The organism is Streptomyces sp. CNZ301 (assembly GCF_004217425.1).
On record NZ_SHLG01000001.1, the window covers coordinates 4,586,923 to 4,603,019 of the forward strand.

Below are 16,097 nucleotides of genomic sequence, written 5' to 3' on the forward strand. Positions count from 1 at the left end.
AGTGGGCCCCGCCGGCGTGGGCCGGCTCACTACCGGCACGGGTCGGGCGGCGCGCCGAACGGCGGGAAGCGGCCGGGCTCGCCTCGGTGAGCACACCCGGCAGGGCCGTGCCCGGGTCGTCGACGGCTCCGCGCGCTGCGCGGGCGGCCGGAGAAAGGGCGTGGGACCGCCCGAGTCCGCCTCCGGCGCCGGTGACGCTCGCGGCCTCGCCGCGGGAATCGAACTCCACCTGGCCCGCCCTCTCCCCTGAGCTCGTCACAGCCTGTGTGACCTGCTACTTGCGATGTGCGTCACGACCGAGTGACGTGGAGGGAGACTAGAGCCGCCCAGGCGCTCCATAGGATGCAAAGCAAATACACTCCTGGCGACAGCAAGGTGTATGAAACCTCCACCCTGCTTCTCCGTAGGGGTATCGATGGCACGCATGGAATCCGGCAGGCAGGGAGCGTCCGGGTCCGCCCGCACGGACAACGACGAACTGGCCTCCTACCGGCTGCGGCGAGAGCGCGAGCTCAGCAGCCTGTACGCGACGACCCGTTCTCTGGCGGCGCTCGGCAAGGTCGACGAGGTCCTGCCCTCGATCGTCAGACACGCCCACGAGCTGATCGGCAGCGACTTCGCCTACCTGTCACTCCTGGACGCGGAGGGAAACCTCGCCCTCAGCGCCTCGGCGGGCACCATCTCGCCGGAGTTCTCGTCGGCGCGCATGCCGCCGGGGGACGGTCTGGGCGGGCGTGTGATCGAGTCCAGAGCCCCGTACTGGGTCAGCAACTACCGTGAGGCCCGCGCCCTCAGACACAATTCCGCCTTCGACCTGCTCGTGGCCGGTGAGGGGCTCATGGCCCTGCTCGGCGTGCCGCTCCTGGTGGGTGAGCGGGCGGTCGGGGTGCTCTTCGCCGCCGACCGCACCGAACGGCCCTTCGAGAACGATGAGGTCGCTCTCTTCAGCGCCTTCGCCGACCACGCCGCGATCGCCCTCAACAACGCGCGGCTCTACGAGGAGAGCCGCATCTCGGTGCAGCGGCTCCAGGAGGCGTACCGCACGATCGAGGACCAGGTCACCACGATGGAGCGGGCCGCGGCCGTTCACGAAGCGCTCACTCACGTAGTGCTGACCGGCGGCGGGCCCGGAGACCTCGCGCAGGTTCTGGTCGAGCACCTGCGGGGGATGGTGACCATCCTGGACCGCGACGACACAGTCGTCGCGAGCCGCTCCTCCGGGGGAGACGCTGCGGACAGCGGCCGGGAACCGGCCCGGGAGCTGCTCGAGGCGGCGCGAAGGACCGGGCGGTGCGCCACCGCGGAGGGGGAGGACGGGGCCGTCCACAGCGTGGCGGTCATCCAGGCGGGCGGCAGTCATCTCGGTTCGCTGTCCCTGACGCGTCATACCGCGCCGGAGCCGCCGGACATCCGCATGCTCGAGCGTTCGGCCCAGATCATGGGCCTGTTGATCCTCATGCGTGATGCCCGCGTCGAAGCAGAGGAGCGGGTCTGCGGCGAGCTGCTCACGGAACTGCTGTCACGTCCACCGGTCCACCCTGCTCAGCGCGACAGAGCACTCGCCCGCGGGGTCGACGTCGATCGCCTCGACGTGCTCGTCGTGGCCGACTGCCCGGGGAAGTCCACGAGCCACGTGGTGCGTCAGCTGCACGCCGTCTCGCCCGAGTGGTCGGGACTGGCCGGCGAGTATCTCGGACGGGCCACGATGCTGCTGCGCGCCGACGATGTGCAGGAGGCGGCAAGCGCCCTTCATCACCGGCTGCGCCACACGCTCGGCGCACCGGCGCTCGTGGTCGCCGATCGCATCTCGGGGCACGAACGTTCCCGCTCGTTCACCCTGGCACGGCGCTGCCTGGAGGTGATGCGCTCTCTGGGAGAGACCGACCGTGGCTCGACCACACAGCAGTACGCGATGTACGCGCTCGTCTTCGACCCCGAACGCTCGCACGACCTCGACCGGTTCCTCACCGACGTCCTCGGCCCGCTACTGGAGTACGACCGCCGACGCTCCACCGACCTCGTGACCACGGCATCCGCCTACTTCGCCCACTCGGGGAACCTGAGCCGGACCGCCCGCTCTCTGCACGTGCACATGAACACCCTGCTGAAGCGCCTGGACCGGATCGGGTCGCTGCTCGGCGGCGACTGGCGCTCCCCGGACGCCGCACTGCGCCTCCACTTGGCGGTCCGTCTCCATGAGTTGCGGGGGGTGCTCGAAGGGGGGAGCTCCGGCGCCCCGGGCTGAGCCCGTTCCTCTTCGCCTCTGCGGCACTCCGAGGAGACCGAGTTCAGGGCGGGCATCATCTCTTCGTCCCAGGCGGCCAGTCGGGAGAGGGGGCCGCTTCCTGCGTGGCTCGCCGGCATCACGCGCCGGAAGACCGTCGACACTCTTTCCGCACGCACCCGGATCAGCACTGGGTGGACGACGTACCGCGGCGGCCGGATCGCCGCGGCGGCCCTCCACGTCGGTCCACGACGGGAGTCCCCCGGTACGGAATCCTGGCTGACCGGGCGGAGAGACAGGGAGCTTCATGTACGACACGGACATTGCCATCGTGGGCGCGGGAGCCGCCGGCCTCTCCCTCGCCTACCGGCTGTGCGCCGCCCGCCCCGGTCTTGCTTCCCCTTCCGTGGCCCTGATCGACGCACCACCGGGGCCGGTGAGGCCGCCGGAGAGGACATGGTGCTTCTGGGAGCGAGCGGGCGGCGAATTCGACGCGGCCACGTCCGCCGTGTGGGACACGCTGCGCGTGCGCGCCGCGGACGGAACAGCCGTGACGGGGTCCCCCTCACCACTGCGGTACAAGATGCTGCGCTCCAGCTCCTTCGAGGCGATGGTGCATGAGCGTCTCGACCGGGTGCCCCAGCTGCGCCGCGTCGAGGCGGAGGTCGGTGACGTCATCGACCTGGCTCACGGGGGCGAAGTCCGTGGGGTGACCGCGCAGGGCAAGTCGCTGACGCTGCGGGCCAGATGGGTCTTCGACTCCCGCCCGCCGCGGAAGCTGCCGCCCGGCCGTACCGCCTTGCTGCAGCACTTCCGGGGCTGGTTCCTCCGCGCCGACCGGCCATTCTTCGACGTCCACGTGGCGGACCTCATGGACTTCCGGACGCCGCAGCCCGCACACGGCCTCTCCTTCGCCTACGTGCTGCCGACGAGCCCGTCCGAAGCGCTCGTCGAATACACCGAGTTCTCACCGACCGTCCTCAGCGAGGACGGGTACGAACAGGCTCTGACCACGTACGTGACGAACGTGCTCGGCCTGGACCGGTTCGAGGTGACCCGCGCCGAACAGGGCGTGATCCCCATGACGGATGCCCGCTTTCCCCGCCGGGCGGGCCGGTCGGTCTTCCGTATCGGAACCGCCGGTGGAGCGACGCGCCCCTCCACCGGCTACACGTTCACCGGCATCCAGCGGCAGACCCGGGCCGTGGCGGCCGCCTGCCACCGGGGCAGAACGCCGTTGCCTCCACCGGTCCACTCGGTTCGCTCCCTTGCCATGGACGCGATACTGCTGCGCGCTCTCGACACCGGGCGGGTCGACGGAGCGCGGTTCTTCACCGACCTGTTCCGGCGGGTGCCGATGGAGCGCCTGCTGCGGTTCCTCGACGGAGGCACCCGGTGGCGCGAGGACTTCGCGATCGGTCTGCGCACACCCGTGGGTCCCATGCTCCGCACGGCCGCCGAACTGCCGTGGCTGCCGAGGCGTGATCACCGCCCGGTACGCAGCACCGCCAGGTGAGGCGAGCCGGACTCCGGTTACTGGCTTCCGGCCCTGGCTTCCGGCAGTTGGCTTCCGGCAGTTGGCTTCCGGCATTGAACGAAGGAGACGACACGATGTCCGTACTGCGGGACGAGGCACTGGCCGCCGCGTTCGACCACGCTGCCCGCACCTACGACGGCCTCGTGGCCGTCAACCCCGGCTACCACGCGCACCTGCGGCGGTCCGCGCGCCGGCTGCGGCTGCCTGGCGGGGGCGCCGGGCTGCGAGTGCTGGATCTGGGATGCGGCACCGGCGCGTCCACGGCGGCTCTCGTGCACGTGGCACCGCTGGCGGAGATCGTCGCTGTGGACGCCTCGGACGGAATGCTGGAAAGGGCCGCGGCAAAGCGCTGGCCGGCCGGTGTCACGTTCGTCCGCGCGACCGCGGAGCAGCTTGCGCAGGCGGGTGTGGAAGGGCCGTTCGACGCGGTCCTGGCCGCGTACCTGTTCCGCAATCTCGAGGACCCTGACGCGGTGCTCGGTGCGGTACGCGGCCTTCTCACCGCTGAAGGCCGCCTGGCCGTGCACGAGTACGCGCTCAGCGGTCGCCGGGTCGACCGTGCCGTGTGGTCCGCCGTCTGCAACGGGGTGGTGCGGCCCGTCGGCACCCTGGCCGGCGACGGCCGTCTCTACCGGCACCTCCACCGCAGTGTCGTGGACTTCGATACGGCCGGCGAGCTGGGCGAACGCGTGCGGCGAGCAGGATTCGCGCGCGTGCGCGTCCTGCCGATGCCGGGCTGGCAGACGGGGATCGTGCACACGGTGGTCGCTTCCGCGGTCGCCTCCCCAGCCCCAGCCCCAGCCCCAGCCGCAGCCCCAGCCGCAGCCCCAGCCGCAGCCTCCCCCGCCGCAGCCGAACCCGCCGCGAAGGAGACCAAGCCGTGAGCCGTCCCGAAGCCGGCCGGGGCACGGGCGGTTCGCACCGCCGGGGCCGTGACCGGCGTGCCCGGGTGCTGCCAGGGCACACGGGCACGCCCCGCATCACGGGCGCGGCGCCCACGGCAGCCGTGATCGGTGGCGGTATCGCGGGCCTTGCCGCGGCGACCGCGCTCGCCGAGCGAGGCGTCAGGGTCACCGTCTACGAGCGGGAGCTCCGACTCGGAGGCCGGCTGCGGGGCTGGCCCGTGGAGCTCGCCGACGGCTCCGCCGTGACCATGAGCCGTGGGTTCCACGCCTTCTTCCGCCAGTACTACAACCTGCGCGGCCTGCTGCGCCGCGTCGATCCGCAGCTGAGCATGCTCACCGGCCTGCCGGACTATCCGCTCCAGCACAGCAGGGGTTTCCGGGACGGCTTCGCGCGGGTGCCGCGTACGCCTCCGTGGAGCGCACTCGGATTCGTGGCGCTCAGCCCCAGCTTCGGTTGGAGAGACCTGGCGAGGATGCGGCCCCGTGCGGCGCTCCCGATGTTCGACGTACGGGTGCCGGACGTCTACGAGCGGCTGGACACCGTCAGCGCATGGGACCTGCTGTCGCAGATCCGGTTCCCGGAGGCCGCCCGCCATCTGGCGTTCGAGGTGTTCTCGCGCAGCTTCTTCGCCGATCCCCGGCAGCTGTCCGCGGCGGAGCTGGCCCTGATGTTCCACATCTACTTCCTGGGGTCCAGCGAAGGCCTGCTGTTCGACGTGCCGGACGAACCGTTCCCCGCCGCGCTGTGGGAGCCCCTCGCCCGCTATCTGGCCGCCCATGGTGCCGACATCCGTACGGGACGGACCGTCGAGAGCGTGCAGCCGGCGGCTCGGGGAGGCTCGTACGTCATCACGCGGGAATCCGCGGAGCACCACGACGGTGTCGTTCTGGCCCTGGACACCGGCGGCCTGCGGCACGTCGTCGCGCAGTCGCCGAAGCTGGCCGACGAGGAGTGGCGGGCACGCGTGCTGCGGCTGCGCACCGCGCCGCCCTTCCTCGTCACGCGGCTCTGGCTGGACCGCAGGGTGGATCCTGACCGCCCGGGGTTCCTGGGAACGAGCGGATACGGCTCGCTGGACAACGTCAGCGTCCTGGAACGCTGGGAGGGCGAAGCTGCTCGCTGGTCCGCCCGTACCGGCGGCTCGGTGCTGGAGCTGCACGCGTACGCGGTCGACCAGGGAACCGACCGGAAGGCTGAACAAGAAGAACTCCTGACCCAGTTGCACCGCGTCTACCCGGAGACACGTGATGCGAAGACCGTCGACGAACGGCACGAGTGGCGGGCCGACTGCCCGCTGTTCCCCGTGGGCGGTTACCTCGAAAGGCCCACCGTCCGCACTTCCGACCCGTCCGTGACGGTCGCGGGCGACCTGGTGCGTACGGATCTCCCCGTCGCGCTGATGGAGCGGGCGGCGACGACGGGCTTCCTGGCGGCGAACGCCCTGCTCGAACGGTGGGGCGTACGCGGGCAGACACTCTGGACCGTGCCGGACAGAGGAAGGGTGCTGCCGCTGCGTGCCCTGAACCGCCTGGTCCCCTCCTGACAGCACGTCAGCCGGGGAAGCGCCCTGTGCTGCGCAGCGCCCACCGCCTCTCCGCGTAGGCGATGTCGTCCCGCCACAGGCGCCCGGCCGCCGCCTGCATGAGGGGGCGGAGCACCGGAGCCGCGGCTTTGGCGACCGCGAATCCGCGCCGCTCGGACGAGGCGACCACAGCCTCGACGACAGCGGTGCGCGGCCGTCCGCCGTCATCCGTTCCCAGCGGCGTCGCATGCGTCTCGACGACGGAGCCCGCGCCCTCGCCGTGGGTGATGCGCATGACGACGGTGCGCGGTCCGGGGGCCGTGAAGACGGCCCGCACCGGTACCACGGCGCGGCCGGCCACCTTGAAGGAGACGTCCACGGCGAAGGAGTCGTCGTCCGGTGCGGTGCTCGACGAGTCGTCACCCGGCCGGCCGACGACGGTGAGATCGACGAAGGAATAGGGGTGGAGCCACGCGCCGTGCCAGGGGTCGAGGCGATTGGCGATCACGTCTTCGGGTTCACAGCGTCCCGTGACCGTGCAGACCGCCGCCATGTGCCGGTCACGGTGCGGACGTTCGGGGACGACGGGCCTCTCCAGAGGCTGTTCGCCGCCGGCCTCGTCGAGCCGCACCCAGGCCAGCACCCCGTCGTCGAACGCGGGAAAGGGTTCCCAGCCCGCTGTGGCGTCGCCGTCGAGCGCGAGGCCGTGCCAGTGGCAGATGAGGGCGCCGCAGCGAACCGGGCTGTCCTTGAGCGGCGCACCGAGATGCGGACAGGCTCCCGGACCCGCACGCAGGCGCCCGGTGGCGTCGCGCCAGGCGACCACTTCGGTGCCGGCGACCGTTCGGCCCAGCGGGCGGCCGGGCCTGATCTCGCGGGTGGCGCCGAGCACGTACCAGTTGCCGGAAGGGCGGGTCTGTGACCGCTTGAGTGCCTCGGCGATGATGCGGGGCTTCGCATCGCGCCAAGTCGGACGCTGGCGGTCCCAGGGGAGGGGGCGCCGGCGGAGCCGCAGCGGATAGCGTCCTGGATCGGCGGATCGGCCGGGGTTCATACTCTCTCCTTCCCGGAACGCCGGACGCGGGTGTTCGCGTACCTGTGCGGGACGGGGTACGTGCGCGTCCGCGCCGGCGTCGCCGCCGGGTCGGGGACGCCGCGTCGCATCCGGGCGGCGGCCAGCCTGATCAGACCGTCGCAGGCGACGGCGCCCCGGCGGCGGCGGGGGACGACCGCCCGGCGGTGCAGCACGGAGTATCCGTCGTCGTCGATCGCGTCGAGGATGGCGCCGTACAGCACGAGCGCGGTGCGGATGCACGGGCGGGAAACGGGCTCGAGCATGTGCACGCCCGGTACTGCCTCGCGGTACACGCCGCGCGTGAGCGAGGCGGCTGCCCGCAGGGCGGATGTGATCCGCCGGTCGCGGACCCCCGTGCTGCGGCTCCATTGGAGGAGTTCGCGGTCGACGCCGTGGGCGGACAGCAGATCGGACGGCAGGTAGATCCGGCCGCGGTCGAGGTCCTCTCCGACGTCGCGCAGGAAGTTGGTCAGCTGGAAGGCCACCCCGAGCGCGGCCGCGTGCGGCTCGGCTTCCTCGCGGGATACGACGGTGCCGAGCACCGGCACCATCTGCAGGCCGATGACGGCGGCGGATCCGTGCATGTAGCGGCGGAGAGCGGGGTAGTCCGCGTACTCGGTGACGACCAGGTCCTGGCGCATCGACGTCATGAAGTCGGTGAAGTGCTGAGGATCGATGTCGTACCGGGCCGCCGTGTCGACGACAGCGGCGACCACCGGTTCCGTGCTGGCCCCTTCGCGCACCCCGGCATGAAGTTGTTCCTGAAGTCGGTGCAGGACCGCGGCCCGTTCGTCCGGTGTGGCGGAGGTGTCCATGTCGTCGACGATGTCGTCCGCCCACCGTGCGAAGCCGTACAGAGCATGCACGGCCGGTCTGCGCTCGACCGGCAGGAGCCGGGTGGCCAGGAAGTACGTCTTTCCGTGGCGGGCGTTCAGCAGCCGGCAGTGGGTGTAGGCGGCGCGCAGGGCGGGGTCGTTGATGCCCGCGGCGTCGAGCTCACGGACGGTCATGCCGACGCGGCCTTCGTGACGTTGCGCCGTGTCCTGGACGGTACGGACGAAGGGCGCTTCCAGCCGGTGACACGTGCCGCGGCGAGTTTCCCCGAGATGAGGACCGTCGGCACGCCCACGCCCGGTGTGGTCCCACAGCCGGCCAGTACGGCGTTCCGGGTACCGCGCACGAGGTTGCGGGGGCGGAAGGGACCGGTCTGGGCGAAGGTGTGGGCTGTGGAGAAGGGAGTGCCGGCGGCGTGTCCTTGAGCGGTCCAGTCCGCGGGTGTCACCAGGCACTCCTCCTCGATGGCGGATCCGATCCCTTCGAGACCTCGCCGTTCGAGCTCGGTGAGGATGCTGTGGCGGTATCGGGGCGCGAGGTCCGCCCACTCCCGTGCGCTGGGGCCGATGTCGGTGTTGGGGCAGGGCGCCAGGACGTAGTGCAGGTGCCGGCCGGGCGGTGCCAGGCCGGGGTCGGTCGCCGTGGGGCGGGTGATGAGCAGCGAGGGATCGGACATCAGGGTTCCAGCGCGGGTCAGCTCGTGGAATGTGCCCTTCCAGGCAGAGCCGAACGAGATGGTGTGATGGGCCAGTTCCGGCCAGGTGCGGTTCGTGCCGACGTGAAGGATCACGGCCGAAGGGGAGTGCCGGAGCGGGAGGGCACGGCGCGGCCGGTGCGTGAGCAGGCGGTAGGCGACGGGCAGATCAGGGGTGAGCACGACGGCGTCGCAGGGGATGCGCCCCTGATCGGTGATGACGGCCGTGACGCGGTCGCCCGAGCGCTCCAGCCGGGTCACCTCGTGGCCGAAGCGGAATTCGGCTCCGGCGTCCGAGGCGGCGTCCGCCATGGTCCGCGGCAGGGCGTGCATCCCGCCTCGCGGGAAGTAGACGCCGGCGACGGTGTCCATGTAGGCGATGACCGCGTACGCGGCCAGGGCCCGGGCCGGCGGCACTCCCGCGTACAGGGCCTGGAAGGAGAAGACGCGTCGCAGCCGTTCGTCGGAGATGAACCGGCCGACGCGGGTGTCCAGGCGGCCGAAGCCGCCGAGCGCCGCGAGCCGGGCCAGATCAGGTGTCAGGAGTTGTAGCGGAGAGTCGAAGTTGGTGTCGATGAACCGGCGCATCTGGACCTTGTAGAGACGTTCCAGCCACCTCCTCAGCTGCCGGTAGCCCAGTGCCTCTCCGGCGCCGGCGAAGCTTTCGATCTCGGCTTCCATCGCCTGGGCGGAGGTGTGGACGTCGAGCCTGCTGCCGTCGGCGAACTGCGCCCGGTAGGCGGGATGCAGCGGAATGAGTTCCATGCGGTCGCTGAGCCTGTCACCGACCGCGGCGAACGCTTCCTCCGCGATGTCGGGCATGGTCAGCACCGTGGGCCCGGTATCCATCCGGTAGCCCTTCTGTTCGAGCAGCCCGGACCGGCCGCCCGGCTGTTCGTCCCGCTCGACCAGGGTCACCCTTCGCCCGGCACCCAGCAGATGCAGCGCGGCGGAGAGGCCGGCGAGCCCGGCCCCGACGACCACGACATGGTCGGTGGGTCCCTCCAGGGTCTTCATCGGTTCCTCCCGTCAACGGGAAGGCCGAGCGGTTCCGGGGCGAGCGGCTCCGGGTCGTCGCCTTCACGTCCGGCAACGGGTCCGCCCGCCGCCCGGCCGGGGGGCGCCGCGTGGAGAGGTACGCCGGCAACCGTGCCGAAGAGTTCGAGCAGCTGCTTCTCGGCGTGCGGGGTGAGCGCAGCACTGCGGAGGTGCCGGACACTCTGCTCGAGTACCTGCTGGATCTTGTCCTCGACGATGCTTCGGGCTCCGGTCGCCACCAGTGCGCTGCGCACACGGTCCAAGTCCCCCTCTGTCAGTCCGCTGTCGCCGACAGCGGTGTCCAGGAGGGCGAGCGCGTCGTCCTTTCCCGTTGCCGCGGCGCGTGCTCGGGCTACCGCGACGAGGTAAGTGACCTTGCCTTTGCGGACGTCGTCGCCGGAGGGCTTTCCCGTGAGGCGGGGATCGCCGAACACTCCGAAGAGGTCGTCGCGGAGCTGAAAGGCGATACCGGCACAGCGGCCCGCGGAGCACAGTGCGCGAGTGGTTCGCTCACCCGCTCCGGCGAGGGCCGCGCCGAATGCCAGTGGCCGCTCCACCGAGTACAGGGCGCTCTTGAGGGAGGCGACGCGTTCGGCCACGGCTGTCGAACGGCACCCGGTCACCTGTCCTTGCAGGTCGAGGTACTGGCCGGCGACCATCTCGGTCCGCATGGCCTCCCAGATGCCGCGCACGGTCCGAGCCGTACCCGGGCTCAGATGCGTCGCCGCCACCACGTCATCGGCCCAGGCCAGGGCGAGGTCACCGACGAGGATTGCGGCGGCCCTGCCGAACGACTCGTGCGGGCTGCCGGTCTCCCTCCCCCCGTACTGGGTGTCGAGGTCCGTGTGTACTGCGGCGTGGCCCCGGCGGAGTGACGAGCCGTCCATCACGTCGTCATGCACCAGAGCGCACGTCTGGATGAGTTCGAGCCCTGCCGCCAGACGCAGTGCCGCCTCGGACTGTTCGGCGGTCAACCCCCGTCCGCAACCCCTCAGTCCCCACCAGAGGAACTGCGAGCGTGTGCGCTTGCCGCCGCCCTGGGTGAAGCGGGCGACGCGTCCGGCCACGTCCTCGGCGAAAGTGGCGTCGATAGCTCCGGCCTCGTCGAGCCGCTCGCGCAGGAGCCGGTCCAGCATGCGTCCCACGGCTGCGGGGACATCGGCGTCGACGAAGGCCCATTCGTCCTCAGCCGGATGACTGCATTGCGGCTTCCGTGCCCGGTGACCGGTCGGATGCGGCCGGACTTCCGGGTGCTCGTGCCCGGCACCCGGCCCGTGCAGGCCACCCGTGAAGGGGAGTGCCTCAGCTCCGCTACGGCGCATCGCACTTCCTCTCGTCGCGTTCGATCGGCTTGAGGTTCCGGCTCATTCCGTTCGGATGCGCCGTTCGGATGCAGCTCCGGGCATTTCAACTGCAGAAGATCCGGAACGGGTGGTGACGCTCTGCACTCAGTCCATCACGTTCGAAGCCCTGCGGCCTGACCGCCACGGTCGGCGTATCGGGCGTCTTCCCGACCCGCCCGTTCCTCTCCTTCGCCGCTAGGAGCACATGACCACCGGTCAGTGCGGCCGATGTCGCGCTCCAAGGGGCGCGAGACGAACGACGGGTGGCGCTGTCGCCGAGGGTTACGAGTCGGTGCGTGACGGCGAGCGGGCCGACCATGCCGGTGGGTGGCGTGATCCCGGTGTGGCGATCACGCCGGATCGGGCGGTCCTCGCACATCGGCTGTTCACGGGGATCTCCCGGCGTCATCCGGCTTGCTGCACCGGGGAGTTGGCCGTGAGCAGTGGCAGGCCCGGCGTCGAAGGCCGTCGCCGTGCTGCGCCAGGCGGGGCCGGGCAGCGGGCCGCAGGGGCCGGCGTCGCCCGCCAACTGGTCCGCGTCGACCGGCTGGTGGCCGTCGTCCAATGGCGGCACGAAGCCGCACGCCTCCTGCCGCCACCACCCCGGCCAGGCCGTCACACCCGCTTCTGACCGTGGTCGACCTGCTCGCGGCACGGAGCGGCACGAGCGGCGTCCCCGTCCGCGCGCCGGTGCAGATGTCTCCCGCTCGGCGCGGCATACGCGCGCAACAGCCGTACCACCTGCGCAGTCATCGACATGTCAACGGGATGTGATCACCGGTGGCTAGCGTCAGCTGCGTTGCTTGCCCGGCACGTTCACTACCCGAGGGGGACTTCACTCAATGGCGAAAACGAGCAAGGTGGCACGGTCTGTCCGCGCTGCCGCCCTGGCGGCGGTGCTGGCCGCCGGAACCGCCGTCGCCTTCCCGTCCGCTGCGTACGCGGCCGGCGCGGAGCACTACTACATCGAAATCGGCGGCACCGGTCCCACGGTGGACCAGGACGGTTGTCCCACCACCAACACCTCGTACGACACCGCGAACAAGGCTCTCGGCCTCGGCTCCTCAGCGATCAAGGTGTGCTACCCGGCAAGCGCCGGCCCGATCATCGGCCCCACCGGCGGACTCGTCGAGCCGCCCGCGAAGGTCAACCCTGAAGCCCTCACCGCACCGACCTACGACGCCAGCGTGCGACTGGGCGTCGAGAGAGGGCTGCAGGCGGCGAAGGACACCCACAAGGCGCATCCCGACGCCCGGATCACGATCACCGGTTACTCCCAGGGCGCCCAGGCGGCGGACGAGGTGCTCCAGCAGATCGCGAGCGGCGGCACCGGCATCCCGCTCTCCCAGGTCGACGGCGTGCTGTACGCCGACCCGATGCAGCCCGACACCGGTCTGGGGGCTCACCTCCCCAAGGGGCTGGGCATCCCCGGGGTGGCCACCTCCCCCGGCGCCGGCCCGGCGGAGTTCAACGGAATCCCGGTCACGCGGTACTGCATCGTCGGAGACCCGGTGTGCGATCTGCGGTCCGTCACGAACGCGCCCGGCTACTTCAACCTGCACCCGAAGTATCCGGAAGCCGTCATCCCCAAGAACCTCACCCGAACCGGCCAGCACGGCGTCCGGTGGCTGAACGCGAACGGCGATCCCGTGTAGTCACCTGACGGAACGGGGGCGGAGAGGCAGCGGGGCAGGGGGAACAGGCCCGGCCGGACCACGCTCCGTCCGGGCCGGGCCCGCTCCACTCCGCCCCGCTCCACTTCGCGCCGCCCCGCCCGGACGCTATGACTCGTACTCGTCGTCGTCCGGCCGGCGTCGCGGCCGCCGGCCGCCGAGGTCGTCCAGCGCGCGGGAGATTCTCGCCCGGGTGGCGTCGGTGTCGGGGAGCGCGGTGCCCCGTTCGAAGAAGTCGCGGGACGCGGACAGGTCTTCGGCCACGGCGTCGTGCCAGGTCAGCCGGTGCCGTATCCGGATCTCCCGGGCGGTGCCGGTCTCCTCGTCCAGGACTGCGCGTGACCGGAGGCGGAGTTCGGCGGCCGCCCCCGAATTGCCCATGGCCGCCTCGGCCGTGGACAGCCTGTCGAGGACGGCGGAGTACAGGGGAACATCACCGAGGCGCCTGGCCAGGTCCTCGGCCTTCCCGAGGGTGCCGACGGCCTCGGCGGGCCGCCCGAGGTCGAGTTGGAGACCGCCGAGGCGGAGGAGGGTCTTGCCCAGGAGTCTGGGGCTGCCCGCCTTCTCGGCCAGGGCGATCGCCTTCAGGTAGCGGTCGTGTGCCTTGTCGTGCTCTCCGAGCTGGTGGTGCACGTCGCCGGCGCGAGTCATGATCGAACCCGTGAGCCAGTGGTCGTGTGTCAACCCGCCCGCGAGTCGCAGGACTTCGGCGAAATGGGTCATGGACTCGGCGATCCGCCCCTCCAGATTGGCGAACGTTCCGAGACCGGCAGCGGCCCTGGCCTGCTCATGGGGGTCATCGGCCCGGCGGCTGATGTCCAGCGCTTCCGTGAACCAGGTGCCGGCCTGCCGGTAACGGCCCTGGACCCCGTACAGGATGCCCAGGCCCGTGCGCAGCGCGGAGTCCATCCGCCGGTCGGTGGCCCGACCGAGCATCGGCAGCAGCATCTCCAGCGAGGTTCGGCACTCGTGGAACCGGCCCTGTCTGGTGAGGTAGTCGACCAGGCCCTCGGCGATCCAGCAGGCCTCGTCCAGCCGCCCCACGGCCACCGCCTGACCGATCACGTCGACCAGTTCACCGCCCGCGTCGTTCAGCCAGATCGTGGCCTCCTCCCAGTCCGCGAAGGGTCCTGTGCCCTGCGGGCCGGTCGGGCAGGACGAAGTGCCCCAGTCGCTGGCGCAGCGGGCGGCGGCCACGTACAGCCGGAACACACCCTCCCGGGCTGTCGCGGCCTCGTCGGGCGACGCGGTGGCCACGCGCCGCGCGTAGTCCGCCACCAAGTCGTGCATGCGATAGCGGTCGGCCGTCACCCGCTGCACCAGGCTCGCGTCGGCCAGGCTCTCCAGGGCGCGCTCGGCGTCGGGCGGCGTACAGCCGAGAAGGGCGGCCAGGGTCAGCCGGTCCAGCCGTATGGTGGGCGACAGTCCCAGGGCACGGAATGCACGCTGCTCACCGGCCGGAAGCTGACCGTAGGAGATCCGGAACGCGGCTTCGACGCTGCGGTCCTCCACCGCCAGTTCGTCGAGCCGGCGTTCGCCGTCGGTCAACCGCGCCGCCAGGGCCTCCACCGCCCACGACGGGCGGTCCTGTATCCGTGCCCCGACGATGCGCAACGCCAGCGGAAGCCGGCCGCACAGCGTGGCCAGTTCGCGTACGGCCGCACGCTCGTGATCGGCCCCGTCCTCGCTGTCGGACCCGCCCGCAAGGCCGGACCCGTCGCGGCCTTCCGCACCGCGGACGATCCGGGTCAGGAGCCCCGTCGCCTCGTCGATGCCGAGAGGGGACAGCGAGACCCTGCGGTCCACGTCCAGCCCTGTCAGGCGCCGGCGGCTCGTCACCATGACCAGGGTGCCGCGGCCGGCGGGCAGCAGGGGGCGCACCTGGTCGGCGCGGGAGGCGTCGTCGAGTACGAGGAGCAGCCGAAGGGAAGCGGTCGCCGCCCGCCACGACGCTGCCAGCTCGTCCAGGTCCTCGGAGCCCTCCCCCTCGTCGGCGCCCACGGCCCGCAGCAGCCGGCGTAGCACGCGTTGCTGCGCCGCCGGCTCACGGTCCTCGCGGTGCGCGTGCAGCTCGACGAAGAGGCAGCCGTCGGGGTACCGGTTCCGCAGGGCTCGCGCCGCGCGCACCACCAGGGCGGTTTTCCCGACTCCGGCCATGCCGTCCACCGCCCGGACCGTGACGTCCCGGGTGTCGGCGGGCGCGACGAGAATTTGATGCTGCCGGTCCCGGCCCGTGAAGTCGGCTGTTTCGACGGGCAGTTCATCCCGCCCTTGACGGCGCCGGCGAGCGTGGTCCTGACGCAGAGGCGCGGCCGGCCGTTGAGTCCCGCGTCCGGTCGGCTGCCCTTGCCGTACCGCGTTCTCGTCGAGCAGGGAAGCGTCGTCGCCCCGGAGGACTGCCGCGTGTACGCGCCGGAGTCCGGCGCCGGGCTCCACCCCTTGCTCGTCCACCAGGCGGTGGCGCACCGCGGCGTAGACGTCCAGCGCGTCGGCCTGCCGGCCGGCGGCGTAGAGGGCGCGCATGAGCAACGTGGCCAGCGCCTCGTTGCAGGGGTGGGCCGTGGTCAGGGAGAACAGCTCCCCCACGGCCTCGGCGTGCCGTCCGGAACGGAGCTGGCAGTCCACCTTGTCCTGCACCGACAAGAGCCGCTGCTCCGCCAGCCGCAGCCGCTCGCCTTCCGCGAAGGGTCCTGGGATTCCCGCCAGGGGCTCGCCGTGGAACAGGCCCAATGCGCGGGACCACGCGTCCACCGCGGCGTCCAGATCCCCGGAATCCCTCGCCGCACGCCCTTCGGCGGCGGTCTCCTCCCACCGTGCGACGTCCACACACGCGCTGCTCGGAGCGAAGCGGTAGCCGCCGCGAACGGTGTCGATCACGGAAAGGGCCGGGTTCTCTCCGTGAGCATCCAGTCTTCGTCGTAATCGGTGCACATAGACCGGGATCACTCTGGTGCCCGTGCCGGGGGGCTCCGTACCCCACACCCCGTCGAGGAGTTGCTGCGGGCTGACCGTCCTGCCCGGCCGAAGCAGCAGAGCGACCAGGAGAGCCTGTTCGCGAACCGGCCCGAGCTCCTGGGGCGCGTCGCCACGCCACGCTTGGGGCGGGCCGAGCAGAGCGAAGCGAAGCCGCTGATCTGCTTCCGTGGACAGCTCGCGCGGAATCGGCACGCGGCAACCCTATCCACCGCCCCACCCTGCGACGACCCCCACAGGACCTGCGCACATCGCGTACGACCGCACCGCACCGCCAC

Annotated in this window: 11 protein-coding genes; 6 read left to right on the forward strand and 5 right to left on the reverse strand. The window is 71.5% G+C overall.

Annotated elements, in window-relative coordinates:
- The first annotated feature begins 415 nt into the window (after window positions 1–415).
- The 4 genes from EV375_RS19805 (at window position 416) to EV375_RS19825 (ending at window position 6,210) form a co-directional block, all read left to right on the forward strand.
- Window positions 416–2,245 (forward strand): GAF domain-containing protein, encoded by a 1,830-nt coding sequence (locus EV375_RS19805; RefSeq protein ID WP_130300623.1) that lies wholly within the window; start codon window positions 416–418, stop codon window positions 2,243–2,245.
- 286 nt (window positions 2,246–2,531) lie between these two features.
- A complete protein-coding gene (locus tag EV375_RS19815) occupies window positions 2,532–3,740 on the forward strand; it encodes a lycopene cyclase family protein (protein ID WP_130300624.1) in 1,209 nt (402 codons plus the stop codon).
- A gap of 95 nt (window positions 3,741–3,835) precedes the next feature.
- Window positions 3,836–4,645, forward strand: a complete 810-nt coding sequence (locus EV375_RS19820) for a class I SAM-dependent methyltransferase (RefSeq protein WP_130300625.1) — start codon at window positions 3,836–3,838, stop codon at window positions 4,643–4,645.
- Window positions 4,642–6,210 (forward strand): FAD-dependent oxidoreductase, encoded by a 1,569-nt coding sequence (locus tag EV375_RS19825; RefSeq protein ID WP_130300626.1) that lies wholly within the window; start codon window positions 4,642–4,644, stop codon window positions 6,208–6,210. Before EV375_RS19820 ends, EV375_RS19825 begins: the two co-directional genes overlap by 4 nt.
- Window positions 6,211–6,217: 7 nt before the next feature.
- Here the strand turns inward: EV375_RS19825 and EV375_RS19830 are convergent, their stop codons facing one another.
- The 4 genes from EV375_RS19830 to EV375_RS19845 are packed head-to-tail and all read right to left on the reverse strand — an operon-like array spanning window position 6,218 to window position 10,966.
- A complete protein-coding gene (locus EV375_RS19830; protein WP_130300627.1) occupies window positions 6,218–7,243 on the reverse strand; it encodes a Rieske (2Fe-2S) protein in 1,026 nt (341 codons plus the stop codon).
- Complete coding sequence (locus tag EV375_RS19835) at window positions 7,240–8,274, reverse strand: phytoene/squalene synthase family protein (RefSeq protein ID WP_130300628.1); 1,035 nt, start codon at window positions 8,272–8,274, stop codon at window positions 7,240–7,242. The genes EV375_RS19830 and EV375_RS19835 overlap by 4 nt, the downstream gene beginning before the upstream one ends.
- Window positions 8,271–9,809 (reverse strand): phytoene desaturase, encoded by a 1,539-nt coding sequence (locus tag EV375_RS19840; protein ID WP_130300629.1) that lies wholly within the window; start codon window positions 9,807–9,809, stop codon window positions 8,271–8,273. Before EV375_RS19840 ends, EV375_RS19835 begins: the two co-directional genes overlap by 4 nt.
- Window positions 9,806–10,966 carry a polyprenyl synthetase family protein gene (locus EV375_RS19845; RefSeq protein ID WP_486588590.1) on the reverse strand — a complete coding sequence of 387 codons (1,161 nt, stop codon included), beginning with the start codon at window positions 10,964–10,966 and terminating at the stop codon, window positions 9,806–9,808. The genes EV375_RS19840 and EV375_RS19845 overlap by 4 nt, the downstream gene beginning before the upstream one ends.
- 643 nt (window positions 10,967–11,609) lie before the next feature.
- Here EV375_RS19845 and EV375_RS19850 point away from each other — a divergent pair.
- Both EV375_RS19850 and EV375_RS19855 read left to right on the forward strand, forming a co-directional pair.
- Window positions 11,610–11,804, forward strand: coding sequence for a hypothetical protein (locus EV375_RS19850; RefSeq protein WP_130300631.1), 195 nt, complete (start codon window positions 11,610–11,612; stop codon window positions 11,802–11,804).
- A 211-nt stretch (window positions 11,805–12,015) separates the two neighbouring features.
- On the forward strand, window positions 12,016–12,828 hold the full coding sequence (locus EV375_RS19855) for a cutinase family protein (RefSeq protein WP_130300632.1): 813 nt from the start codon (window positions 12,016–12,018) through the stop codon (window positions 12,826–12,828).
- A 126-nt stretch (window positions 12,829–12,954) separates the two neighbouring features.
- Here EV375_RS19855 and EV375_RS19860 read toward each other — a convergent pair whose 3' ends face one another.
- Complete coding sequence (locus tag EV375_RS19860; protein ID WP_130300633.1) at window positions 12,955–16,014, reverse strand: BTAD domain-containing putative transcriptional regulator; 3,060 nt, start codon at window positions 16,012–16,014, stop codon at window positions 12,955–12,957.
- Window positions 16,015–16,097 lie beyond the last annotated feature (83 nt).

Bases quoted from the DNA above. Each gene is read 5' to 3' on its own strand.
- EV375_RS19805 (WP_130300623.1), top strand. From the start codon at position 416: ATGGCACGCATGGAATCCGGCAGGCAGGGAGCGTCCGGGTCCGCCCGC.
- EV375_RS19815 (WP_130300624.1), top strand. From the start codon at position 2,532: ATGTACGACACGGACATTGCCATCGTGGGCGCGGGAGCCGCCGGCCTC.
- EV375_RS19820 (WP_130300625.1), top strand. From the start codon at position 3,836: ATGTCCGTACTGCGGGACGAGGCACTGGCCGCCGCGTTCGACCACGCT.
- EV375_RS19830 (WP_130300627.1), bottom strand. From the start codon at position 7,243: ATGAACCCCGGCCGATCCGCCGATCCAGGACGCTATCCGCTGCGGCTC.
- EV375_RS19835 (WP_130300628.1), bottom strand. From the start codon at position 8,274: ATGACCGTCCGTGAGCTCGACGCCGCGGGCATCAACGACCCCGCCCTG.
- EV375_RS19840 (WP_130300629.1), bottom strand. From the start codon at position 9,809: ATGAAGACCCTGGAGGGACCCACCGACCATGTCGTGGTCGTCGGGGCC.
- EV375_RS19845 (WP_486588590.1), bottom strand. From the start codon at position 10,966: ATGCTGGACCGGCTCCTGCGCGAGCGGCTCGACGAGGCCGGAGCTATC.
- EV375_RS19855 (WP_130300632.1), top strand. From the start codon at position 12,016: ATGGCGAAAACGAGCAAGGTGGCACGGTCTGTCCGCGCTGCCGCCCTG.